This window comes from Streptomyces sp. NPDC127117, assembly GCF_042677325.1.
Lineage (GTDB): Bacteria > Actinomycetota > Actinomycetes > Streptomycetales > Streptomycetaceae > Streptomyces.
This window is the reverse complement of the sequence record NZ_JBHXTM010000056.1, coordinates 23,129-46,374: the sequence shown is the minus strand read 5'-3', so window position 1 is coordinate 46,374 and position 23,246 is coordinate 23,129. Positions and strand designations below refer to the sequence as shown.

Annotated in this window: 18 protein-coding genes; 9 read left to right on the top strand and 9 right to left on the bottom strand. The window is 72.2% G+C overall.

Annotated features, from left to right (window positions below; genetic code table 11):
• Positions 1 to 44: 44 nt before the first annotated feature.
• Genes ACFVH0_RS33705 through ACFVH0_RS33695 form a run of 3 tightly spaced genes read right to left on the bottom strand, consistent with a single transcriptional unit; the run spans position 45 to position 2,003 of the window.
• Positions 45 to 950 (bottom strand): aminoglycoside phosphotransferase family protein, encoded by a 906-nt coding sequence (locus tag ACFVH0_RS33705; RefSeq protein ID WP_385826469.1) that lies wholly within the window; start codon positions 948 to 950, stop codon positions 45 to 47.
• Between the two features lie 28 nt (positions 951 to 978).
• A complete protein-coding gene (locus ACFVH0_RS33700; protein WP_385826467.1) occupies positions 979 to 1,479 on the bottom strand; it encodes a ferritin-like domain-containing protein in 501 nt (166 codons plus the stop codon).
• Positions 1,476 to 2,003 (bottom strand): hypothetical protein, encoded by a 528-nt coding sequence (locus ACFVH0_RS33695; protein WP_385826465.1) that lies wholly within the window; start codon positions 2,001 to 2,003, stop codon positions 1,476 to 1,478. The genes ACFVH0_RS33700 and ACFVH0_RS33695 overlap by 4 nt, the downstream gene beginning before the upstream one ends.
• 339 nt (positions 2,004 to 2,342) lie before the next feature.
• Here ACFVH0_RS33695 and rimP point away from each other — a divergent pair, with 339 nt between their 5' ends.
• The 9 genes from rimP to ACFVH0_RS33650 all read left to right on the top strand — a co-directional run bounded on the left by rimP (position 2,343) and on the right by ACFVH0_RS33650 (position 14,219).
• The gene (gene rimP / locus ACFVH0_RS33690; RefSeq protein ID WP_124716081.1) at positions 2,343 to 2,840 is read left to right on the top strand and encodes a ribosome maturation factor RimP; all 498 of its coding nucleotides are present in this window, start codon (positions 2,343 to 2,345) and stop codon (positions 2,838 to 2,840) included.
• 2 nt (positions 2,841 to 2,842) lie between these two features.
• Positions 2,843 to 3,883, top strand: a complete 1,041-nt coding sequence (gene nusA, locus ACFVH0_RS33685) for a transcription termination factor NusA (protein WP_385826463.1) — start codon at positions 2,843 to 2,845, stop codon at positions 3,881 to 3,883.
• A 111-nt stretch (positions 3,884 to 3,994) separates the two neighbouring features.
• Positions 3,995 to 4,273 carry a YlxR family protein gene (locus ACFVH0_RS33680; protein WP_072489326.1) on the top strand — a complete coding sequence of 93 codons (279 nt, stop codon included), beginning with the start codon at positions 3,995 to 3,997 and terminating at the stop codon, positions 4,271 to 4,273.
• A 147-nt stretch (positions 4,274 to 4,420) separates the two neighbouring features.
• The gene (gene infB, locus ACFVH0_RS33675) at positions 4,421 to 7,507 is read left to right on the top strand and encodes a translation initiation factor IF-2 (protein ID WP_385826461.1); all 3,087 of its coding nucleotides are present in this window, start codon (positions 4,421 to 4,423) and stop codon (positions 7,505 to 7,507) included.
• 167 nt (positions 7,508 to 7,674) lie between these two features.
• Positions 7,675 to 7,971: a DUF503 domain-containing protein gene (locus ACFVH0_RS33670; protein WP_072489324.1), complete on the top strand. Its 297-nt coding sequence runs from the start codon at positions 7,675 to 7,677 to the stop codon at positions 7,969 to 7,971.
• A 25-nt stretch (positions 7,972 to 7,996) separates the two neighbouring features.
• Positions 7,997 to 8,449, top strand: coding sequence for a 30S ribosome-binding factor RbfA (rbfA, locus tag ACFVH0_RS33665; protein ID WP_124716079.1), 453 nt, complete (start codon positions 7,997 to 7,999; stop codon positions 8,447 to 8,449).
• The gene (gene truB, locus ACFVH0_RS33660; protein WP_385826459.1) at positions 8,446 to 9,342 is read left to right on the top strand and encodes a tRNA pseudouridine(55) synthase TruB; all 897 of its coding nucleotides are present in this window, start codon (positions 8,446 to 8,448) and stop codon (positions 9,340 to 9,342) included. The genes rbfA and truB overlap by 4 nt, the downstream gene beginning before the upstream one ends.
• A gap of 190 nt (positions 9,343 to 9,532) precedes the next feature.
• Positions 9,533 to 13,222 (top strand): trypsin-like peptidase domain-containing protein, encoded by a 3,690-nt coding sequence (locus tag ACFVH0_RS33655; protein ID WP_385826457.1) that lies wholly within the window; start codon positions 9,533 to 9,535, stop codon positions 13,220 to 13,222.
• Between the two features lie 43 nt (positions 13,223 to 13,265).
• Positions 13,266 to 14,219, top strand: a complete 954-nt coding sequence (locus tag ACFVH0_RS33650) for a bifunctional riboflavin kinase/FAD synthetase (RefSeq protein WP_385826455.1) — start codon at positions 13,266 to 13,268, stop codon at positions 14,217 to 14,219.
• A 78-nt stretch (positions 14,220 to 14,297) separates the two neighbouring features.
• Here the strand turns inward: ACFVH0_RS33650 and ACFVH0_RS33645 are convergent, their stop codons facing one another.
• The 6 genes from ACFVH0_RS33645 to ACFVH0_RS33620 all read right to left on the bottom strand — a co-directional run bounded on the left by ACFVH0_RS33645 (position 14,298) and on the right by ACFVH0_RS33620 (position 23,125).
• The gene (locus ACFVH0_RS33645; RefSeq protein WP_385826453.1) at positions 14,298 to 15,293 is read right to left on the bottom strand and encodes an ABC transporter ATP-binding protein; all 996 of its coding nucleotides are present in this window, start codon (positions 15,291 to 15,293) and stop codon (positions 14,298 to 14,300) included.
• Positions 15,290 to 16,318 carry an ABC transporter ATP-binding protein gene (locus ACFVH0_RS33640; protein ID WP_385826450.1) on the bottom strand — a complete coding sequence of 343 codons (1,029 nt, stop codon included), beginning with the start codon at positions 16,316 to 16,318 and terminating at the stop codon, positions 15,290 to 15,292. The genes ACFVH0_RS33645 and ACFVH0_RS33640 overlap by 4 nt, the downstream gene beginning before the upstream one ends.
• Positions 16,315 to 17,256 carry an ABC transporter permease gene (locus tag ACFVH0_RS33635; RefSeq protein WP_385826448.1) on the bottom strand — a complete coding sequence of 314 codons (942 nt, stop codon included), beginning with the start codon at positions 17,254 to 17,256 and terminating at the stop codon, positions 16,315 to 16,317. The genes ACFVH0_RS33640 and ACFVH0_RS33635 overlap by 4 nt, the downstream gene beginning before the upstream one ends.
• Positions 17,253 to 18,335 (bottom strand): ABC transporter permease, encoded by a 1,083-nt coding sequence (locus tag ACFVH0_RS33630; RefSeq protein ID WP_385826446.1) that lies wholly within the window; start codon positions 18,333 to 18,335, stop codon positions 17,253 to 17,255. The genes ACFVH0_RS33635 and ACFVH0_RS33630 overlap by 4 nt, the downstream gene beginning before the upstream one ends.
• A 90-nt stretch (positions 18,336 to 18,425) precedes the next feature.
• Positions 18,426 to 20,297, bottom strand: coding sequence for an ABC transporter substrate-binding protein (locus tag ACFVH0_RS33625; protein ID WP_385826444.1), 1,872 nt, complete (start codon positions 20,295 to 20,297; stop codon positions 18,426 to 18,428).
• Positions 20,298 to 20,494: 197 nt separating this feature from the next.
• Positions 20,495 to 23,125, bottom strand: a complete 2,631-nt coding sequence (locus tag ACFVH0_RS33620) for an SCO5717 family growth-regulating ATPase (protein WP_385826442.1) — start codon at positions 23,123 to 23,125, stop codon at positions 20,495 to 20,497.
• Between the last annotated feature and the right edge of the window lie 121 nt (positions 23,126 to 23,246).

The following is a 23,246-nucleotide window of genomic DNA, read 5'->3' as shown; positions in this document are numbered from 1 at the left end:
GGCCCCCCACGCACCGCGTGGGGGGCCTGCGGCCATCCGTCGTCTCAGAGCCAGCTCGCGAACTCCAGCGTCAGCTCGCCCTCCTGGCGGCGGCCGACCGCCAGTGCCCGGGTTCCCGACTCCACCGCACGGAACAGTGTCCAGCCGTGCAGCCGCTCCCGGTCCACGTCCAGCGAATCGGCCAGCTTCTTGACCCGGCGGCGGGCCGTCACCGCGCCGCCGGGCGAGGCGATCAGATCCTCGACCCGGTCGCGCACCAGCCGCGCCAGATCGTAGGCACGTTCACCCACCAGCGGCTCCGGGCCGACCGTCAGCCACGGCACCCGCTCCCCGGCCAGTACCTTGCTCTGCCGGAAGTTGCCGTGCAGCAGCAGGAGTTCGGGGGAGTGGGCGACCAGCTCCTCGCGTGCCGCGAGCGCCGCGGAGACCAGCGGCTCCAGGCCCGGGTCGGCCGCCGCGCTCGCCCGCATCGGCTCGATGCGGCGCCCGGTCCGTTCGGCGACCGTCTCGAAACCGTGCCCGGCCGGCGGCTCGACCCACAGCCGGCGCACCGTCCCCGCCGCCTCCAGCAGCGCCTTCGCCTCCGGCAGCGAACGCAGCGACACCTCGGGGTGCAGCCGCTCCAGCAGCAGTGCGCCGGGTCCGGATGCGATGAGCTGCACCGCGCCCCAGCCGTTCCAGTGGGCCAGCGCCGCCCGCTCCAGCTCGGGAGCGGCCCCGGGCGGCGCGATCTTCAGCGCGGCCGGGGTGCCGTCGGCGCTGGTCACCAACAGGACCAGACTGCTGCGGCCCCCCGGGGCGGCGACCCGCTCCACGGTCGTGTTCTGCCCGGTGGCGGACAGCGCTTCCTCGGTCAGTGCGGGAAGCCGCGCGAGCCAGTCGGCGGCGCCTTCGTCCCCGTGCGACTCGCCCAGCGCCCGCACCAGACGCTGCGGCGGTTCGAAACCCATACGTGCCTTGTTCCCTTTCAGAGCTCTTTCAGTGCGTCCCACCGGACCTGTTCGTCCCACCGGCCCCGCTCTTCGCGGCGGCCCCGGCGTTCGCGCCGTTGCCTTCGGAGGCCCGCTCGGCGAGCCCGGGAAAGGCTACGCCGCCGCCCCGCCAGCGGACCGCGCGCACCGCGGCCTCCCGCAGCGCGTCGGCGGCCTCCCGCCTGAGCGGCCCCTCGGCGGCCCGTACGAGATCGGAGTACACGCCCGCGACCCGGTTCTCCAGCACGGCCGCCAGCCGCACCGCCGCGGCCGGGTCCGGCACTGCGAACGGCAGAGCGTACGCGGCCTGTGCCGCCACCGGCTCACCGCCCAGTCCGCGCACGGTCCGCGTCAGCGCGTCGCGCCGGGCCCGGTGCGCGTGGTGGGCCGCCGTCGCCTCGGCCCGGCGGCCCTCGGCGACCCGGCCGCCGACCACCCCGTACCCGTACACCGCCGCGTGTTCGGCGGCCAGGGCCGCCTGTGCGGCCTTTCGTGTCGCGGCGCTCATGACGAGGTCTCCTTGGCCAGTTCGGTCAGCAGATAGGCGTGGGCAGCGCCCGCCGCCGCGATCGACGCCAGCAGTCGGGCCAGCTCCGGCGGGGCCTCCATCAGGGCCGCCAGATGCGCGTCCGCGGCACGGCGCTCCGCCGCGGCCAGTTCCTTGACGGCGGACCGGGCGTCGGTCGCGCGCGTCCGCGTGAAGGCGAGCGCCTGCGCCCCGTCGGGGGCCAGCGCCTTCGCGTGGGCGCGCACGGCGTCCCGCAGCGGCGCGAGCCCCGCCTCGGTCGCCGGATGGGCCCTGACCACGTGCTCGTACCCGCCGAGCAGTTCCAGACTGGTCCGCGCGGCCGTCGCCCGGATCTTCTTCTCGGCCCGTGCCACCGAGGCCTGCTCGGCCGCGGTCGCTGCCCCGGTCCGGCCGGTCTCCTTCCCGCGTCCGGGCCCGTCACCGCAGCCGGCCAGCACCGCCCCCAGGGCGATCGCTCCCGTCGCGCCGAACACACCTCTGCGCGTCGTCCCCGTGCGCCGCACCTGTTCTCCTTCGGGCCTAGGGTCTTTCGTCCGGATCATGCCGGGCTTGCGTGCCCCGGTGCCGCGCCTCGCGGCGTTGTCGTCACTCGCCATGGCTCTGCCATGACTCCCTCCTCCGCCCTGCGATCCACGGCACCGGACCCCGCTCCCTGATCCGGCCTGATCAAAACGGAAGACCCTAGCCCTGACTTGACTGGATCTGTCCTGAAGTGATCACCGCAGGCGAGCGTACCTGCGGCCGCGGAGCCGGCGGACGGCAACACCCCTCGGGACCGGATACCCTTTGACCTGACACGCGACGATCCCCACAACAGCACACGCGGCCGAGGAGTCACCCGGATGAGCACCACCCAGAGCGAGAGGCTGCGCGGGCTGCTCGAACCGCTCGTCAGCGCCGAACAGCTGGATCTCGAAGAGATCGAGGTGTCCCGGGCCGGCCGCCGCCGCGTGCTGCGGATCATCGTGGACTCCGAAGAGGGCGTCGAGCTGGACGCCTGCGCCGAGCTGAGCCGCGCGATCTCCGAGAAGCTCGACGAGACCGACGCGATGGGCGACGACGAGTACGTCCTCGAAGTCAGTTCCCCCGGTGCCGACCGTCCGCTGACGGAGCACCGCCACTACGTACGTGCCACGGGCCGCCTGGCCAAGCTGCATCTGCGCGAGGGCGGCGAGCTGGTGGCCCGCATCCTCGCCGTGGACGAAGAAGGACTCGACCTCGAAGTGCCGGGCGTCAAGGGCCGCAAGCCCACGTCCCGCCGGGTCGCCTTCGACGAGATCGCCAAGGCGCGCGTGGAGATCGAATTCAGCCGCAAGGACAAGAAGGAAGAGGAGGCGTAGCCGTGGACATCGACGTGAAGCTCTTGAAGGGCTTGGCACAGGACAAGGAGATCCCCTTCGACGTGCTCGTCGAGGCGATCGAGTCGGCCCTCCTCATCGCCTACCACCGTACCGACGGAAGCCAGCGCCGCGCGCGAGTGAAGCTCGACGAGCGCGGCCATGTGACGGTGTGGGCGAAGGAGGACCCGGCCGACCTGGAAGAGGGCCAGGAGCCCAAGGAGTTCGACGACACCCCGTCCGGGTTCGGCCGGATCGCCGCGACCACCGCCAAGCAGGTCATCCTGCAGCGGCTGCGCGACGCCGAGGACGACAAGACGTTCGGTGAGTACGCGGGCCACGAGGGCGATGTCGTCACCGGCGTCGTCCAGCAGGGCAAGGACCCGAAGAACGTCCTGGTCGACATCGGCAAGCTGGAAGCGATCCTGCCGGTGCAGGAGCAGGTCCCGGGCGAGGAGTACACCCACGGCCTGCGGCTGCGCACCTATGTCGTACGGGTCGCCAAGGGCGTGCGGGGCCCGTCCGTGACGCTGTCGCGGACCCACCCCAACCTCGTGAAGAAGCTCTTCGCGCTGGAGGTGCCGGAGATCGCCGACGGTTCCGTCGAGATCTGCGCCATCGCCCGCGAGGCCGGTCACCGCACCAAGATCGCGGTCCGCTCGACCCGCTCCGGGCTGAACGCCAAGGGCGCCTGCATCGGCCCGATGGGCGGCCGGGTGCGCAATGTCATGGCCGAGCTGCACGGCGAGAAGATCGACATCGTGGACTGGTCGGACGACCCGGCCGAGATGGTGGCCAACGCGCTGTCGCCCGCACGGGTGAGCGAGGTCGAGGTCGTCGACCTCGGCGCCCGGTCCGCCCGGGTCACCGTGCCGGACTACCAGCTGTCGTTGGCGATCGGCAAGGAGGGGCAGAATGCCCGCCTCGCCGCCCGTCTCACCGGCTGGCGCATCGACATCCGCCCGGACACCGAGACCGACGCCGAACGCGACGTCGCCGACCGGGAGCGGGCCGAACGGGCCCGCGAGCGGTCCGAGCGGCGCTGAACCGGCGCCGTCGGGAATATTTCTCAGTGGCAATGCCGCTGAGATCACGACAACATCCGTTCGATTTTTGCCCCAAAGGGGTGAGGTCGGTGCGGGGAGGTAGACTTAGCTGTGTCTGGCCGGACGCACGCCCGCGCTTGCCCTGAGCGAACCTGTGTGGGATGCCGGGAGCGGGCGGCCAAGAGCGAGCTGCTGCGCATCGTCGCGGACGGGGACGCCTGCGTCCCTGATCCTCGCGGTACGCTGCCCGGCCGGGGTGCATATGTACACCCCGCCTCCGTCTGTCTGGACCTGGCGGTTCGCCGCCGGGCCTTCCCCCGGGCCTTCAAGGCCAAGGGGCCGTTCGACCCCGCCGCAGTGCAGCGGTTCGTCGAGCGGGTGACACCGTAAGAAATGAACGGCACGGGCCCCCGTGCGGTCAGGTACCTCGCGAGTTGGAAGTAGGTCGAGATTGCGATGAGCACTCGATGAGTACGCGATGAGTACGCCCATGAAGTAGCGACGGTCCGGCGGTAACCCGGACCTAAAAGGAGCGAAGTGGCTAAGGTCCGGGTATACGAACTCGCCAAGGAGTTCGGCGTCGAGAGCAAGGTCGTCATGGCCAAGCTCCAAGAACTCGGTGAATTCGTCCGTTCGGCGTCCTCGACGATCGAGGCGCCGGTTGTACGCAAGTTGACTGACGCACTGCAGGGGCCCGGCGGCAACGCCGGCAAGTCCGCTGCAAAGCCTGGCGCGCCCCGCAAGGCGACGCCCGCAAAGCCCGCAGCGCCCTCCCCGGCCGCTGCGGCACGTCCCGCTGCCCCGAAGCCCGGCGCCCCGGCCCCCAAGCCGGCCCCCGCCGCCCCGGCGAGCAGCACCCCCGCAGCGCCTTCCGCGCCGTCTGCCGGCCCGCGTCCGGGCCCGAAGCCCGCGCCCAAGCCCGCTCCGGTGACCCCGGTGCCCGCCGCCGAGTTCTCGGCTCCGGCTCCGGCCCAGCCCGCTGCCCCGCAGCAGCAGGCCCCGCGCCCCACGGGTGCCACCCCCGGGCCCCGTCCGACCGGTGGCCGTCCGGCCCCGGGCGGCGGTCAGCGCGACGGCGGCCGCGGTGGCGAGCGCGGCGGCGACCGCCCCGCGCGTCCCGCCGGCCAGGGTGCCCCGCGCCCCGGCGGCGCCCGTCCGGCCGGTCCCCGTCCGGGCAACAACCCCTACACCTCCGGCGGCTCGACGGGCATGGCCCGTCCGCAGGCGCCCCGTCCCGGCGGCGCCCCGCGTCCCGGTGGCGGCCAGGACCGTCCGGGCGCCCCGCGTCCGCAGGGCGGCCCCGGTGGTGCTCCGCGGCCCCAGGGTCAGGGCGGCGCCCGTCCGACTCCGGGCGGCATGCCCCGTCCGCAGGCTCCCCGTCCGGGCGGTGCCCCGGGTGGTAACCGTCCGAACCCGGGCATGATGCCGCAGCGTCCCGCTGCCGGCCCGCGTCCCGGTGGTGGCCCCGGCGGTGGCCGTGGTCCCGGTGGCGGCGGTCGTCCCGGCGGTGGCGGCGCAGGCCGTCCCGGCGGCGGTGGCTTCGCCGGCCGTCCGGCCGGTCCCGGTGGCGGTGGCGGCGGTTTCGCCGGTCGTCCCGGTGGCGGCGGTGGCGGTGCGGGTCGTCCCGGCGGTGGCGGCGGCTTCGGCGGTCGTCCCGGCTTCGGTGGACGTCCCGGCGGCCCCGGTGGCCGTGGTGGCACACAGGGTGCGTTCGGCCGCCCCGGCGGTCCCGCGCGTCGTGGTCGCAAGTCGAAGCGGCAGAGGCGCCAGGAGTACGAGGCCATGCAGGCCCCGTCGGTGGGCGGCGTCATGCTGCCTCGCGGCAACGGGCAGTCCGTCCGTCTGTCGCGCGGTGCCTCCCTCACCGACTTCGCGGAGAAGATCAACGCCAACCCGGCGTCGCTCGTCGCCGTGATGATGAACCTCGGCGAGATGGTCACGGCGACGCAGTCCGTCTCCGACGACACCCTCAGGCTGCTCGCGGACGAGATGAACTACGTCCTTGAGATCGTCAGCCCCGAGGAGGAGGACCGCGAGCTGCTGGAGTCCTTCGACATCGAGTTCGGCGAGGACGAGGGCGGCGAAGAGGCCCTGGTCTCCCGTCCGCCGGTCGTGACCGTCATGGGTCACGTCGACCACGGTAAGACCCGACTGCTGGACGCGATCCGCAAGACGAACGTCGTCGCGGGCGAGGCCGGTGGCATCACCCAGCACATCGGTGCCTACCAGGTCTCCTCCGAGGTCAACGGCGAGGACCGCCGGATCACCTTCATCGACACCCCGGGTCACGAGGCGTTCACCGCCATGCGTGCCCGCGGTGCGAAGTCCACCGACATCGCGATCCTCGTGGTGGCGGCGAACGACGGTGTGATGCCCCAGACGATCGAGGCGCTGAACCACGCCAAGGCGGCCGAGGTGCCGATCGTGGTCGCGGTCAACAAGATCGACGTCGAGGGTGCCGACCCGACCAAGGTGCGCGGTCAGCTCACCGAGTTCGGTCTGGTGGCCGAGGAGTACGGCGGCGACACGATGTTCGTCGACATCTCCGCCAAGCAGGGCCTCAACATCGAGGCACTGCTGGAGGCCGTCGTCCTCACCGCCGACGCCTCGCTCGACCTGCGGGCCAACCCCGAGCAGGACGCGCAGGGTATTGCGATCGAGTCCCACCTCGACCGCGGCCGCGGTGCCGTCTCCACCGTCCTCGTCCAGCGCGGAACGCTGCGCATCGGCGACACGATGGTGGTCGGCGACGCGTACGGCCGAGTCCGGGCGATGCTCGACGACAACGGCAACAACGTCGAGGAAGCGGGTCCGTCGACCCCCGTCCTCGTGCTCGGTCTCACCAACGTCCCGGGTGCCGGCGACAACTTCCTGGTGGTCGACGAGGACCGTACGGCCCGTCAGATCGCCGAGAAGCGTGCCGCCCGTGAGCGCAACGCCAACTTCGCCCGCAAGGGTGTCCGGTTCTCCCTGGAGAACCTGGACGAGGCGCTCAAGGCCGGTCTGGTCCAGGAGCTCAACCTCATCATCAAGGGCGACGCGTCCGGTTCGGTGGAGGCTCTTGAGTCCTCGCTGCTCCAGCTCGACGTCGGCGACGAGGTCGACATCCGGGTCCTGCACCGCGGTGTGGGTGCGGTCACCGAGTCGGACATCGACCTGGCGACCGGCTCCGACGCCATCGTCATCGGCTTCAACGTCCGCGCTGCCGGGCGTGCCCAGCAGATGGCGGAGCGCGAGGGCGTCGACGTCCGCTACTACTCGGTGATCTACCAGGCCATCGAGGAGATCGAGGCGGCCCTCAAGGGCATGCTCAAGCCGGAGTACGAAGAGGTCGAGCTCGGTACGGCGGAGATCCGCGAGATCTTCCGCTCGTCCAAGCTGGGCAACATCGCCGGTGTGCTGGTCCGCTCCGGCGAGGTCAAGCGCAACACCAAGGCGCGCCTGCTGCGCGATGGCAAGGTCATCGCGGAGAACCTCAACATCTCCGGTCTGCGCCGCTTCAAGGACGACGTCACCGAGATCCGCGAAGGCTTCGAGGGCGGTATCAACCTCGGAAACTTCAACGACATCAAGATCGACGACGTCATCGCGACGTACGAGATGCGCGAGAAGCCGCGAGGCTGATCCACGGGGGATTCCGGGGGGCACCCCCGGACCTCTCCTCAACAGTCGGGGCCGGTCGACGGGTCGTATTTCCGTCGATCGGCCCCGGCCGTTCCGTGTACGGTTCTGGTGTCCCTGCCAAGCACTGGCAGGGCGCGAACCCGAACCGGCGGGACATCCGGACATACATGTATGTGGGGACACTGTCCTTCGATCTGCTTCTCGGCGACGTACGGTCGTTGAAGGAGAAGCGCTCCGTCGTCCGTCCGATCGTCGCCGAGCTCCAGCGGAAATACGCGGTGAGCGCGGCGGAGGTGGGCGGTCAGGATCTCCATCGCAGGGCCGAGATCGGCCTTGCCGTGGTCTCCGGGGACACCGGACACCTCACAGATGTTCTGGACCGGTGCGAGCGACTGGTGGCCGCACGGCCGGAAGTGGAGCTGCTGTCCGTACGACGGCGGCTGCACAGCGACGAAGACGATTGAGCAAGGCGAAGAAGGAGACGGACCAGTGGCCGACAACGCGCGGGCGAAAAAGCTGGCGGACCTCATCCAGGAGGTGGTCGCCGAGAAACTGCAGCGCGGTATCAAGGACCCGCGTCTGGGTACGCACGTGACGATCACGGACACCCGGGTCACCGGTGACCTGCGGGAGGCCACGGTCTTCTACACGGTCTACGGCGACGACGAGGAGCGGGCGAGCGCCGCGGCCGGTCTGGAGAGCGCCAAGGGCATCCTGCGGTCGGCGGTCGGAGCGGCGGCGGGGACGAAGTTCACGCCCACGCTGGCCTTCGTGGCGGACGCCCTGCCGGGCAACGCCAAGGCCATCGAGGACCTCCTCGACCGGGCGCGTGCCTCGGACGCACGGGTGCGCGAGGCGTCCTCGGGCGCCACGTACGCCGGTGGTGCCGATCCGTACCGCAAGGCGGATGACGAGAACGACGAGGACACCGCCTCCGAATGACACCGCAGAAAACGCCGGACGGCCTTGTCATCGTCGACAAGCCGTCCGGCTTCACTTCGCACGACGTCGTCGCCAAGATGCGCGGCATCGCCCGGACCCGCCGGGTCGGCCACGCCGGCACCCTGGACCCGATGGCGACGGGGGTTCTCGTGCTCGGTGTCGAGAAGGCCACCAAGCTGCTGGGCCATCTCGCACTGACCGAGAAGGAGTACCTCGGCACGATCCGGCTCGGCCAGGACACCATCACGGACGACGCGGAGGGCGAGATCACCTCGTCCACCGACGCCTCCGGGGTGACCCGTGACGGCATCGACGCGGGCGTCGCGGCCCTGACCGGACCGATCATGCAGGTACCGTCCAAGGTCAGCGCCATCAAGATCGACGGCAAGCGGTCCTACGCGCGGGTGCGCGGCGGCGAGGAGTTCGAGATCCCGGCCCGGCCGGTGACGATCTCGTCCTTCAACGTCTACGACGTCCGCCAGGAGACCGCCGAGGACGGCACCCCGGTCGTCGACCTGGTCGTCTCGGTCGTCTGCTCCTCGGGTACGTACATCCGCGCGATCGCCCGCGACCTGGGCGCCGGACTCGGCGTGGGCGGTCATCTGACCGCGCTGCGCCGCACCCGGGTCGGGCCCTACGGCCTGGACGCGGCGCGGACGCTCGACCAGCATCAGGAGGAGCTGACCGTGATGCCGGTGGCCGAGGCCGCGGCCTCGGCGTTCCCCCGCTGGGACGTGGACGAGAAGCGCGCCAAGCTGCTGCTGAACGGCGTACGGCTGGACATGCCGGCCTTCCCGCCGGGACCGGTCGGCGTCTTCGGGCCCGACGGGCGCTTCCTGGTCCTGGTGGAGGAGCAGAAGGGCAAGGCCAAGAGCCTCGCCGTCTTCGCCTGACCGGTGACCTCATCGTGGAGCGGGCGGGGCAGATCCCTGCGCCCGCTCCACGGTCCCCCACATGTTCTGTCCACCGGACGCCAGCAATTCACCCCAATGGGCAGGCGCTCGGAGTGAATCAGGGGTGTATTCGGGGGCGCTTTCACGTCGGGCGGTACGGGCGCTGATCATCGGACCTAACGTTCGGACCATGGCAAGCGGGGACCGGGCAGCGCTGGTACGTATCTGCGATTCGGCCGGTCGGCCGCGGGGGACCGGGTTCGTCGCGGACGACCGGGGCACGGTACTGACCAGCCACGAGGCCGTCGACGGCGCCACCCGGCTCGTCCTGCACGGAGCGGGCGGCCGCAGCCGCACCGTCGAGGCCGCCGGCATCACCGCGCTGCCGGAGCTGGACCTCGCCCTGCTGCACCCCGGGAGCCCCGCCGGGCTGGGCGTGGAGCCCGCCCCGATCGCCCTGCGGGACCGGATCGACCCCGGTACGTATGTGACGATCGCCGCGCACGGCTGGCGCGAGGCCCGGGTGCTCGGCACCGCCCCCGTGACGTACACCGCGAACGGCCGCTGCCACCGGATCGACGCGGCACTGGAGCTGGCGCTCGGCACGGACGGCAGGGACGCGCTGCGGCTCGGCGGTACGGCCGTCGGCGGGCCCGTCCTCGATCCGGCGAGCGGCGCGGTCATCGCCGTGCTGGGCAGCGCGCTGCGTGCCGGGCACGAGAGCGCGGGGTTCGCCGTGCCGCTCCGGGCGGCGGGCACCGGCGGCCCGCTCGACGCACTGCTGCGGCGCAACGCGACAAGCGTTCCCGGGTACGGACGCGACCTGAATCTCGCGGGCGCCCTGCACCTCACCGCGACCTCGCTCGGCTCGGCGGGCGGCCCCGAAGCCCCGTCCGATCCGGTCGAACGCCCGGACATCAGCGCGGAGTTCGCCGCCTTCGCGGGCCCGGACCGGCCCACGTCCACGCCGGACGGCCCCGCCGTCGTCCTCGCCCTCGTCGGAGCGCCGGGCACCGGCCGCACCACCGAACTGGCCGCGCTCACCGCACGCCGGGCGCGTGGCCCGGTGCCCGCCCCCACCCTCTGGCTGCGCGGCGCCGATCTGCTGGCCGACGACACCTCGGTGGCCGACGCCGTCGCCCGCGCGCTGCGCCGGGCCGGACGGATCGTCACCGCCGCCGGAGCCGGGGGCGACATGTCGACCGCCGGCCCCGAGCGGGTGGCCCGGCTGGCCGAGGAGTCCGGGAGCCCGCTGCTCGTTCTGCTGGACGGCCCCGAGGAGATGCCTCCCGCGCTGGCCCACGGGTCGGCCCGGTGGACCGCCGCCACCGTCGAATGGCTGCGGGACAACGGGGCGCGGCTGGTGGTCGCCTGCGGTCCCGAGTTCTGGGAGAGCACCGGTGCGCTCTGCCCGCCCGACGCGCTGCACCGCCCCGCCAGGCCGGCCGGGCGGCTGCCCCTGGCGGTCCGCCTCGGCGACCTCACCGCGGGCCAGGCAGCGCAGGCCGCCGAGCGGTACGCCATCCCGCCCGGAGCGCTCGCCCCCGGCCACGACCGGCACCCGCTCACCCTGCGTCTGCTCGCGGAGGTGCGCGCCGCACTGCCCGGGGACGTCGCCGGGCAGCCCGACACCGAGGAGGTCTTCGCCGCCCACCTGGACCTGATGTGTCTGCGCATCGCGGTGCGGATCGCGGCGGCGTCGGGCCCGGCACCGGGGGGTGGTGCGGTCCGCAGGCTGGCCGCGCGGGTGGCGGGGCAGGTCCACGAGGCGGCGCGGCGCTGTCTGGGCCCCGGGCAGGGGGAGCTGGGCCGGGAGGCGTTCGAGGAGGTCTTCCCCTGGCGCACGGGCTGGGCGTCGGCCGTCCTCACCGAGGGCCTGCTCGTCCCGGCGGGCGCCGGATACCGCTTCGCACACGAGGAGCTGGGGGACTGGGTGCAGGGCGCCCACCTGGACGTGGACGCGGCGCTGCACGCCCTGGTCCACCGGTGGCATGCGCCGGAGGAGCGGAACAAACTGCCGGGGGCGGCGGCCGAACACCGTGTCCCGCGTCCCAGGCGGCCGGGGCCGGGCCGCGCAGCACTGCCGGAGGCGGCGGCGACCGGGCCGCGCACCCTGCCCGTACCCCGCCACCGTATCGGCCCGGTGATCCAGGCGCTGCTGCTCCTGGGCCGCCGCAGGGGCCCCGCCGCGCTCTCCCACCAGCTGGCCGATCTGATCGAGGCGCTGGACCGGCTGTCGGCGCGGGCGGATCCGGGGGAGGGCGCGGCGGAGGTCGCCACGGTCCGGGAGGCCGCCCCCGGCCATGACGGGGCGCCGGGGCACGATGCCCGCTGGTGGGCGGTACGGCTGCTCTCCGAGACCCTGCTCCGGGTGCCGGACGCCCGCCCGTATCTGGGCGTACTGCGGCTCCTGGCCGGGCGGGTGGTACGCCGGGCGGCCACGGGCTCCCCGGGGGGCCCGGGGACGTACGCCGCGTTCGGGCCGTGGTTCTGGCGGCGGCTCAGGCTGTCCGAGAAGGACCGGATCGATCTGTTCCGGCGGCTCGTCCCCGCCGACGGCCCGCACCGCGGCGAGACCCGCGGCGACGGCGGCGAGCGGTTCCTGGACGCCGTGGCGCGACGGCTCGTGGACCGGCCCCGTACCGTGCAGCCACTGCTCTGCGACTGGTTCACCGACGAGCGGCCGCTCCCCGCCGGGGACGGGGACGCGCTCCGGCCGACCGTGGCGGCCGCCGCCCAGGCGCTCCTCTACGCCCGCCGGGACCTGGCCGTCGACGATCTCACCGACGCACTCGTCTCGACTCTCCACCCCAGGGCCGAGGAGCTGCTCGGCGCGCTGGCCGAGGACGAGCCCTCCGCGCTCTGCCGGGCCGTCCACCGCTGGGCCCACGACGAGGACCGGAGCGCCCGCCGCACCGCCGCCGCCTCGTACGCCCTGGTCACCGCCGCTCACGCCACCCTCGACGCCGACCGTGCGCTGCTGCGCGGATCGGCCCTCGCCCTGCTGGCCCGCCCGGCGGACGCCGCCCTGCACGGGGCCGCGCTCACCCTCCTCGTACAGGATCCGGAGACCAGGGGCCGCTACCTTCCGCAGACGCTCCGGGCCTTCGTCGCGGGTGGGCCCGCGCCGTCCGCCGAGGCGCTCGCCGTCGCCCTGCCCTCCCATCCGGAGCCCGTGCTCGCCGCGTACCGGGAACGGCTCACCCGGCCCGACGACGGGGCGGGCGAGGCGCTGTGCGCGCTCGCCGGGACCGACGCCCCCGCGCTCGCCCTGCACGCGGCCGGACTGGTGCGCGCCTACATCGACAGCCACCCCGACGACGCCGTGCACGCGGCCTCTTACCTCGACCGGAGGCTGGAGCGCGGCCCCGCCGCCCGCGCCCTGCTGCTGCCGCTGCTCACCGGGCTGCTGCGGGACCGCCCCGTGCCGCCGCCGGTACGCGGTGCGCTCGCCGGGGTGCTCGCCGCGCCGGGGAGCCCCGCCTCCGCACCGCTGCGGGAACAGCTGCTGGAGGTCCTGCTGGACTTCGAGCAGGACGCCCACCGGGATCCGGCGGTGCTCGACGCGCTGCTGCGGGCCGCCGCGACCGGCTCCGGCGGGCGCGCCCCGGCCCGCACCCGTGCCCTGGTCCACCGCACCGGGACGCTGCTGGTCCGGACCCCCGAGGGCGCGGTCCGCTTCGACCGCAGGCTGGTCGAGCTCGCCCGTGACGTGCCCGGATTCGCCGCCCTGGTCACCGGGTGGCTGGCCGACGCCCCACAGGAATGGGAGACGCTCGTCGGCCCCGGCGCACAGCGGACGGTGAAGGCGCTGGGAAGCCCGAAGACGATGCCGATGCAGGCCGCGCGGCGTGAGCATGGCAGTCTTAGACCTGCGTAAGAGACAAACCCACGTACACAGGTTCGGGCGAGGAGCGGTCAGAGTGCAGCGCTGGCGTGGCTTGGAGGACATCCCCCAGGACTGGGGACGCAGCGTCGTCACCATCGGCTCCTATGACGGGGTGCACCGCGGACACCAGCTGATCATCGGCCGGGCCGTGGAGCGCGCCCGCGAGCTGGGCGTGCCGTCGGTCGTGGTGACCTTCGACCCGCACCCCAGCGAGGTCGTACGGCCCGGCAGCCACCCGCCGCTGCTCGCCCCGCACCACCGGCGTGCCGAGCTGATGGCGGAGCTGGGAGTGGACGCGGTGCTCATCCTCCCGTTCACCACCGAGTTCTCGAAGCTGGCGCCGGCCGACTTCATCGTGAAGGTGCTCGTCGACAAGCTGCACGCGCAGCTGGTCATCGAAGGGCCGAACTTCCGCTTCGGCCACAGGGCGGCCGGCAACGTACAGCTGCTCACCGAGTTCGGTGAGACCTACGACTACCGTGTCGAGGTCATCGACCTCTATGTGAGCGGCGAGGCGGGCGGCGGCGAGCCGTTCTCCTCCACCCTCACCCGGCGGCTGGTGGCCGAGGGCGATGTCGCGGGCGCCGCCGAGATCCTGGGCCGGCCGCACCGGGTCGAAGGCATCGTGGTCCGCGGTGCGCAGCGCGGCCGTGAGCTCGGCTTCCCCACGGCCAACGTGGAGACCCTGCCGCACACCGCGATCCCCGCCGACGGCGTCTACGCGGGCTGGCTGAACGTGAACGGCGAGGCGATGCCCGCCGCGATCTCGGTCGGCACCAACCCGCAGTTCGACGGCACGGAGCGGACGGTGGAGGCGTACGCGATCGACCGCGTCGGCCTCGACCTGTACGGGCTCCATGTCGCGGTGGACTTCCTCGCGTACGTACGCGGGATGCTGAAGTTCGACTCGATCGACGATCTGCTCGTCGCGATGGCCGCCGATGTGAAGCGGTGCAGCGAGCTGGTCTCCGCGTACGAGCGCGGCTGAACCCCTTCCCGTACGGGACGACGCGGGGCCGGAACCGTCAAGGCGGTTCCGGCCCCGCGTCTTCGCTTCGATGCCGTACTAGGCCCGTGCCTTCGCGGCCTCGACCGCCCAGTGGCACGCCACCTGCGTCTCCCCGCCGCCCGCGAGCACCGGCAGATCCTTCGTACGGCAGGCGTCCGCGACACCCGCCCGTTCCGCCTCGCCCGAGGCCAGCACCTGGCAGCGGGCGTGGAACCGGCAGCCGGACGGCACCCTGGACGGGTCCGGCGGCTCACCGGTCAGGACCACCGGCTCGGCCCCGGACTCCGGCAGCACCGACAACAGCGCCTGGGTGTACGGATGTTGAGGAGCCGTCAGTATCTCCTCCACCTTGCCCGTCTCCACGATCCGCCCCAGGTACATCACCGCGACCCGGTCCGCGATGTTCCACGCCAGGCCGAGATCGTGTGTGACCACCAGTGCGGACAGGCCCAGCTCGTCGCGCAGCCGCAGCAGCAGCGCCAGGATCTCGCCGCGCACCGAGGCGTCCAGCGAGGCCACCGGCTCGTCGGCCACGATCAGCTCCGGCTCCAGCACGAGCGCGCCCGCGATCACGACCCGCTGGCGCTGACCGCCGGACAGCTCGTGCGGATACCGCAGGAAGAACCGTTCCGGCGGCCGCAGACCGGCCCGCGACAGCGCCTCGGTGACCGCCGCCCGCTCGTCCCCCGCGTACCCGTGGATCCGCAGGCCCTCGGCGACGGCGTCGTACACCGTGTGCCTCGGGTTGAGCGAACCACTGGGGTCCTGGAGCACCAGCTGGACCCGCTTGCGGTACGCCTTCAGGGCCCGGCTCGCGTAGTCGAGCGGTTTGCCGCCGAAGGTGACCTGCCCGGACGTCGGCGGGACCAGGCCCAGCAGCGAACGGGCCAGCGTCGTCTTGCCGCAGCCGGACTCGCCGACCAGCGCGACGATCTCGCCGGGCCGGATGTCCAGGTCGACGCTGTCCACGGCGCGCGCCGGGGCGGCCCCGTGCCGGCCGGGGAAGGTGACGTGCAGCCCCTGAGCGCTGAGCAGGGGAGTGGTGGGTGTCATGGTGTGCTCCTTGCTTCCTCGGCGCCGGGCAGGGCCGGCACCGCGGCCGGCCCCGGCTCCACCAGCACACAGGCGGCCCGCCGCAGCGGCCCCGAGTCCCGCAGCTCCTGGTCCTCGCTCGCGCAGGAGTCCAGGGCCACCGGGCAGCGCGGGTGGAAGGTGCAGCCGCCGGGCAGCGCCGACGGGTCCGGCGGATCGCCGGGCAGCCCGCGGGGCGCGAACCGGGAGGCCGGGTCGCCGATGCGCGGAAACGCGCCGGACAGGGCCTTGCCGTACGGGTGGTGCGCGTTCTCGTAGACCTCGGACGCCGGGCCCTCCTCGACGACCCGGCCCGCGTACATCACCGCGAGCCGGTCGCAGGTGTCCGAGAGCACCGCGAGGTCATGGCTGATCATGATCAGGCCGAGGTCCTGCTCGGACACCAGCTGCTCGATCAGCCGCAGGATCTGGGCCTGGATCATCACATCGAGGGCCGTGGTCGGCTCGTCCGCGATGATCAGCCCCGGGTCGCAGGCGAGCGCCATCGCGATCATCACGCGCTGCCGCTGCCCGCCGGAGAGCTCGTGCGGATAGGCGGAGGCGCGGGCGGCGGGCAGCCCCACCTGCTCCAGCAGCTCGCCGGCCCTCTTCGCGGCCCCGGCCTGCGTCGCCTTTCTGTGCAGCAGGATCGGTTCAGCGATCTGGTCCCCGATGCGGTGCACCGCGTTGAGCGAGTGCATCGCACCCTGGAAGACGATCGACGCCCCCGCCCAGCGCACCGCCCGGACCTGCCCCCACTTCATGGTGAGGACGTCCTCGCCGTTCAGCAGGATCTGGCCGGACACCTTCGTACCGGCGGGCAGCAGCCGCAGCAGCGCGAGCGCCAGCGTCGACTTCCCGCAGCCCGACTCACCGGCGATGCCGAGCTTCTGCCCGGCGTCGACGGAGAGGTTCACGCCACGGACGGCCTGTGCTCCGCCGGCGTACGTCACCGTGAGGTCCCGTACGTCCAGAAGCGGTGTCTTCAGGATGCTCGTCGTGCTCAACGGGCCACCCCCAGCTTGGGATTGAGGACGGACTCGATGGCGCGGCCGCACAGCGTGAACGACAGCGCCACCAGGGCGATGGCGAGGCCGGGCGGTGCCAGGTACCACCAGTCGCCCGCACTGACCGCGCCCGCCTCGCGGGCGTCCTGGAGCATGCCGCCCCAGGAGGTGGTGGTCGGGTCGCTGAGGCCGAGGAAGGCCAGGGTGGCCTCGGTGAGGATCGCGCTGGAGATCACCAGTGTGGTCTGCGCGAGCACCAGCGGCATCACGTTCGGCAGCACGTGCCGGACCATGATGTGTCCGTGGCCGCCGCCCAGCGCACGGGCCCGTTCGATGTACGGGCGGGACTCCACGGCGAGCGTCTGGGCCCGGACCAGCCGGGCCGTGGTCGGCCAGGTGGTCACCCCGATCGCGATGATGACCGTCCACATCGAGCGGTCCATCACCGTGGCGAGCGCGATCGCGAGGACCAGGGTCGGCATCACCAGGAACCAGTCGGTGATCCGCATCAGGACCGTCGAGTACCAGCCGTGGAAGTGGCCCGCGACGATGCCGACGACCGTACCGATGGCGACGCACAGGAACGCCGCGAGCAGGCCGACCGTCAACGAGACCCGGGTGCCCCACACCAGCAGCGCCAGCACGCTGCGCCCGAACTGGTCGGTGCCCAACGGGAATTCACCGCTGGGCGCCTCCAGTGCGCCGCCGGGGGCACCGGTGACGCTCTGTGAGTCGGCGCCGACGAGCTGCGGCGCGAACAGGGCGACCAGCGCGATCAGGACGAGCGCGGCCAGACCCCACAGTCCGCTCCGGTGGCTGCGGTACTCCCGCCAGAAGCGGGCCATGGACCGGCGCTTGCGCGCGCGGGCCAGCGCACGCGGATTCTGCGCGGTCTCCGCCTTCGTGGGCGTGGGAGTGGGCATGGATTCGGTCGTCATCGGCCCACCCGGGGATCGAGCAGCGGATAGAGCACATCGGCAAGGGTGTTCGCCAGGATCACCGCGGTGGCGAAGACGAAGAACAGCCCTTGCACGAGCGGGAGATCGGGCACGCTGAGCCCCTGGTAGAAGAGGCCGCCGAGACCTGGCCAGGAGAACACCGTCTCGACCAGGATCTGTCCGGCGACCACATGCCCGAGGTTCACGAACATCAGGGTGAAGGTCGGCAGCACCGCGTTCGGCACGGCGTGCTTGCGGCGCACGACGTCGTCCCGCAGCCCCTTCGCGCGGGCCGTCGTCAGATAGTCGCTGCCCATCTCGTCGAGCAGCGAGGAACGCATCACCAGCAGCGTCTGCGCGTATCCGACCGCGACCAGTGTGATCACCGGCAGGACCAGATGGTGCGCCACGTCGAGGATGTAGGCGAAGCCGGTCTCGTTGCCCGACTCCAGGCCGCCCGTCGGGAACATCCCCGGGATCGGGCCGATCCCCACCGAGAAGACGATGATCAGGAGCAGGCCCAGCCAGAACGACGGCACCGAGTAGAGCGTCAGCGCGAACGCGGTGTTGAAGCGGTCGCTCGCTGAACCGTTACGCCAGGCGGTACGGGTGCCGAGCCAGATGCCGAGCGCGGTGTACAGGACGTACGACGTGCCGGTGAGGAGCAGGGTCGCCGGGAGCGCCTCGGTGATCTTGTCGATGACCGGAGCGTGGAACTGGAACGAGGTGCCGAAGTCGCCCGTGAGGGCGTCGCCGACATACGTCGTGAACTGCTGCCACATCGGCTGGTCGAGGCCGAACTGACGCCGTAGTGAAGCGAGTTGCTCCTGGGAGACGGGCCGGCCGCCCGTCATCTGCTTCACCGGGTCGCTGGGAATGAGCCGGAAGAGGAAGAAGCTGGTGACCAGGACCGCGAACAGCGAGACCGCTGCTCCCGCGATCTTGGCCGCCACGTATTGGAGATAGGCCTTGGTGTTGCGCGCCCGTGGACCGCGGGCGGCCGACGGGCCGGCCGGAGCCGGGCCCTCGGTGTCCGCGTCCGCGATCTGCACGAGCGCCGGAGTGCTGTCAGCTGTCATGGGGAACTCTCGTTACTCGTGCTGCACGTGGAGGGGCCGGCCGACGACGCGCATGTTCCCCGGCCGGCCCCTCTCATCCCGTCCGAGTGATTACTCGCGGTCGTCCGCAGTGTTGCGGCGCCGCTTCGCGATGAACAGCCCGCCGCCGGCGAGCACCACGACCACCACGATGATGCCGATGACGACGCCGGTCGAGCCCGACCCGCCGGAGCTGTCCGAACTGTCGCCGGAAGCGGGAGCCGCCGACCACCAGCTCCAGTAACCGTCCTGGCCGTAGATGTTGCCGGCCGCCTCGGGCATGGTGGTGATCGACTTGATCTGGTCGGTGCGGTACGCCTCGACCGCGTTCGGGTACGCGATGACGCTCATGTACCCGGAGTCGTACAGCCACGACTGCATCTCATTGACGATTCCGGCACGCTTGGCCGGGTCGTACTCGGCGAGCTGCTTCTTGTACAGCTCGTCGTACTTCTTGTCGCAGATGAAGTTGTCGGTGGTGGCGCTGTCCTTCGCCTTGGCAGGCAGCGCGGCACAGGTGTGGATGCCGAGCACGAAGTCGGGGTCCGGGTTGACGGACCAGCCGTCGAAGGCGAGGTCGTACTCACCGGCGTACCAGGGCACCGAGACGTCGTCGAGGCAGTCGACCTTCAGGCCGATGCCGAGCTTGCCCCACCACTCCTTGAGGTACTTGCCGATCGCCTTGTCGTTCGGGTCCGTCGCGTGGCAGAGGATGCGCAGGTCTAGCGGCTTGCCGTCCTTGCCGACCCGCTGGTCGCCCTTGAGCCTGTAGCCCGCCTCGTCGAGCAGCTTGGCCGCCTTGGCCGGGTCGTACGCCAGGCTCTGTTCTGCGGTCGGCTGCCAGTGGTACGCGGAGAAGCGCGGCGGGATGTAGCCCTGGCCCTCGACGGCGTGCCCCTGGAAGACCTTGTCGATGATGGTCTTGCGGTCGATGGACAGGAAGAGGGCCTGGCGCACCTTCTGGTCGAGAAGGGCCTTGTTGCCGTCGCCGAACTTCTTGCCGTCCTTGGTCTGCGCGCCCGGGTTGGTGGCCAGCGCGAAGAAGCGGCGGCCCGGACCCTCGTTGACCTTGATGTTCTTCTCGCCCTTGAGCGAGGCGGCCTGAGCGGGCGTCAGCGCGGGGGAGCCGGCGACGAAGGAGACCTCGCCCTTGCGGAGCGCGGCGACCGCGGCGTCCTGGTCCTTGTACGTCTTGAAGACCAGCTCGTCGAACTTCGGCTTGCCGCGCCAGAAGTCCTTGTTGGCCTTGAGCTTCACATACTGGTCGACCTTGTAGTCGGTCAGGATGAACGGCCCGTTGCCGACGACCGGGAACGCCTTGTCGTTGTTGAACTTGGAGAAGTCACCGACCTTCTCCCAGACGTGCTTCGGCACTATCGGCACATCGAGTGCCGCCATGGTGGCCTGCGGCTCCTTGAGCTCGATGACCAGCTGCGTGGGGCTGGGAGCCGTCACCTTCTTGAAGTTCGCGACGAAGTTGCCGTTGGCCTGCGCGGCGGCCTCGTCGGTCATCATCTTGTTGAACGTCCAGGCCGCGTCCTCGGCGGTGGCCTGCTGCCCGTCCGACCACTTGGAGTCGGGCCGGATGGTGTACGTCCAGGTCAGCTTGTCCGCGGACGGCTCCCACTTGGTGGCGAGGCCGGGGATCGCGTGGTTGTCCTTGGTGTCGTAGTTGGTGAGGAAGTCGTACATGAGCCGCGTGATGCTGGTGCTCATCAGCTTCTGGGCCAGGAACGGGCTCAGGGAGTCGACGCTCTGTGCGACGGCGACGGTCAGTGTCGACTTTCCGCTGTCGGCGGCCTGCGCCTGCTGCGGCGCGGCACCGAGCGGCACGCCCGGGACGACGGATCCGGCGGCCAGCGCCAGCGCGGCGGCACCGGAGGCCAGGAGAACACGCAGACGTGAGCGTGGCTGGGCAGAGGGCGGTGGAACTCTTTCGACCATGGTCAGGGACCTCGCGTCATGACTCGCACGGAGAAGGCGGGTTGATCTGTGGTTCGCCAGCTGGTGAAGCGAAGGTTTATCAGCGGTGGTCGAGCTGCGTCAACGGTCATCGAAACGGCGTGTGGGCTGCGGGAATGTGCAGAGGGCCCGCACCGTGGAGACGGTGCGGGCCCTCATTGGTTCAGACCTCTGATGCCTTACTGCTGAGGCGCTGGCGGCGGCTGCTGCGGCCATCCGGCGGGCGGGACCGGACCCTGCGGCTCGGGCGGAACCGGCTGTCCGGGCTGGTGGGGCTGACCCTGCTGCCAGCCGCTTTGCTGCGGTACTCCGGGGCCGGGCTGCGGCGGGTAGGACTGCGGGGGCTGCTGGCCGCCGTACGGCTGCTGTTGCTGCGGCGGGTACGGCTGCTGCTGCGGGGGGTACTGCTGATGGCCGGGCATCGGCGGGGCGTACTGCGGCGGCGGGTTGGAGCCGTTCGAGGTCCAGAGCCCCTGCTGCTGCTGGGCGCGGGAGAAGTCCTCGGCGACCATCGCGGAGAGGTTGAAGTACGCGTCGCGGGTCTTGGGGCGCATCATGTCGAGGTCGACCTCGGCACCGGCCGACAGGTGCTCGTCGAACGGTACGACGACCACGCCCCGGCAACGCGTCTCGAAGTGCTGCACGATGTCGTCGACCTTGATCATCTTGCCGGTCTCGCGGACCCCGGAGATGACGGTGATGGAGCGCTGCACCAGGTCCGCGTAGCCGTGCGCGGAGAGCCAGTCCAGCGTGGTGGACGCGCTGGACGCGCCGTCGACCGACGGCGTGGAGATGATGATCAGCTGGTCGGCGAGGTCCAGCACCCCGCGCATCGCGCTGTAGAGCAGGCCGGTGCCCGAGTCGGTGAGGATGATCGGGTACTGCTTGCCCAGCACGTCGATCGCGCGCCGGTAGTCCTCGTCGTTGAACGTCGTGGAGACCGCCGGGTCCACGTCGTTGGCGATGATCTCCAGACCGGAGGGCGCCTGCGAGGTGAACCGGCGGATGTCCATGTACGAGTTGAGGTACGGGATCGCCTGGACCAGGTCGCGGATGGTGGCACCGGTCTCGCGGCGCACCCGGCGGCCGAGCGTGCCCGCGTCCGGATTGGCGTCGATGGCGAGGATCTTGTCCTGCCGCTCGGTGGCCAGGGTCGCGCCGAGGGCGGTGGTCGTGGTGGTCTTGCCGACGCCGCCCTTGAGGCTGATGACCGCGATCCGGTAGCAGGACAGCACGGGCGTACGGATCAGCTCCAGCTTGCGCTGCCGCTCGGCCTCCTCCTTCTTGCCGCCCAGCTTGAAGCGGGACGCGCCGGACGGAGTGCGGCTGCTCTTCGCCTTCTGCTTGCCCCGGACCAGCCGGTCGGAGGAGAGCTCCACGGCCGCCGTGTACCCGAGCGGGGCGCCGGGAACGGAACGCTCGCGCTGATCGTGCGTCACCGGGGTCGGCCAGGCACCACCGGTGCGGGGGTCGACGGGCTGCCCCTGCTGCGGGTGTTGCGGCTGCTGCGGCGCCTGGGGCTCGGCCGACTGCTGCGGGGGGACCTGGGCGGGCAGATGGGGCGCGGCCTGCGCCGGTGGCAGGGCGCCCTGAGGGGCCTGCGGCGGTAGGGGCGCGCCCGGCTGTGCGGGCCACTGAGCACCCGGAGCGGGCTGGGACGGCTGAGAGGGCTGGGGTACCTGAGCTGCCTGGGGAGGCTGAGGTGCGTGCGGCGGCTGAGGGGCCTGCGGCTGGTGCGGAGCCTGAGGCTGCTGCGGAGCCTGACCCTGCGGGAATCCGTAACCGCCCTGCGGCGGGGTCTGCTGAGCCGGGGGAGCGGGCTGCTGCGGGAATCCGTAACCGCTCTGCGGCGGCACGGGTGCGTGCGGCTGGTGCGGTGCCTGGCCCTGCGGGAATCCGTAGCCGCCGGGCGCCTGGCCGGTCGGGCCCGGAGCGGGCCATTGCTGGGCCGGCTGCGGCGCGGCGGGCTGGAAGGCGGGCGGCAGCGGCGGCAGACCGCCCTGCGGCGGCGCCGGTGTCCAGGGGCTCGGCGCGACGGGCGCGACGGCACTCTGCGGTGCGCCGACGGGCGGTACGTCCTGGGGTTGGGGCGCCGCGTCCGCGACGGCGGGGGCGGGCGCGGGCGTGGAGTCCTGCGGCCCGTCCGCCGGGGCATCGGCAGAGCCCGCGCCGGAGTCCGGGGCGGCAGCGCCATCGGGCTCCTCGGCGGACGCGTCGGCACTCCGCGCAGAGCCGGTGTCGGACGCTTCACCCGAACCCGAACCCGAACCCGAACCCGAACCCGAACCCGAACCCGTACTCGAACCCGCACCCGAACCACCGTCGCCGGACGTGGCGACGCCCGACCCCGAGGCGGTGCGGGGCTCGTCCCCGGCCTCGTCCGCCGGACGTCCCTCGATCTCCGCGATCTGCCGCTTCAGCGAGGCCGGCGAGAACCGCATCGTCGAGCCGCTCTCCACATCACCGCCGGAGTCCCCCGTCCCGTCCGAGGGAGCAGGCGCGGGGTCGCCCGCCGAGGACCGGGCGGGAACCGGCGCCGGAATGGGCGCGGGCGGCGCCGGCGTCCAGTCGGAGTCGAAACCGCCCCCGGAGGACGGCGCGGGCACGGACAGCGGCGCTCCGCTCGGCGGCGGAGGTGCCAGATGCGTACCGGCACCGCCCGACGAGTCCCCCGGCGCGTTCTGCGTGTACCAGGCGGGAGGGGTGTAGTCGATGGTGAACTCACCCGTCATCTCGGCGGGCTCCGCGTCGGACGACTCGTCGACGGGCTTGTTCCAGCCCCCGCGGATCTCGTCCCGATCGCCGTTCACTTTGCCTCCTGGTGTGGTCGAGCACCCTTGTGCCGTGGTGGGTGGGGGCGACCGTTCCTGTCTGCCTGACCGCCCGGCTCTCCCCCTGGGACACGCATTGCCTGCCCGCAGGTTCCTCTGC

Coding starts and splice junctions, on each gene's coding strand:
- ACFVH0_RS33705 (WP_385826469.1), bottom strand. CDS start 950: ATGGGTTTCGAACCGCCGCAGCGTCTGGTGCGGGCGCTGGGCGAGTCG.
- ACFVH0_RS33700 (WP_385826467.1), bottom strand. CDS start 1,479: ATGAGCGCCGCGACACGAAAGGCCGCACAGGCGGCCCTGGCCGCCGAA.
- rimP (WP_124716081.1), top strand. CDS start 2,343: ATGAGCACCACCCAGAGCGAGAGGCTGCGCGGGCTGCTCGAACCGCTC.
- ACFVH0_RS33670 (WP_072489324.1), top strand. CDS start 7,675: ATGTATGTGGGGACACTGTCCTTCGATCTGCTTCTCGGCGACGTACGG.
- truB (WP_385826459.1), top strand. CDS start 8,446: ATGACACCGCAGAAAACGCCGGACGGCCTTGTCATCGTCGACAAGCCG.
- ACFVH0_RS33655 (WP_385826457.1), top strand. CDS start 9,533: ATGGCAAGCGGGGACCGGGCAGCGCTGGTACGTATCTGCGATTCGGCC.
- ACFVH0_RS33645 (WP_385826453.1), bottom strand. CDS start 15,293: ATGACACCCACCACTCCCCTGCTCAGCGCTCAGGGGCTGCACGTCACC.
- ACFVH0_RS33635 (WP_385826448.1), bottom strand. CDS start 17,256: ATGACGACCGAATCCATGCCCACTCCCACGCCCACGAAGGCGGAGACC.
- ACFVH0_RS33630 (WP_385826446.1), bottom strand. CDS start 18,335: ATGACAGCTGACAGCACTCCGGCGCTCGTGCAGATCGCGGACGCGGAC.
- ACFVH0_RS33625 (WP_385826444.1), bottom strand. CDS start 20,297: ATGGTCGAAAGAGTTCCACCGCCCTCTGCCCAGCCACGCTCACGTCTG.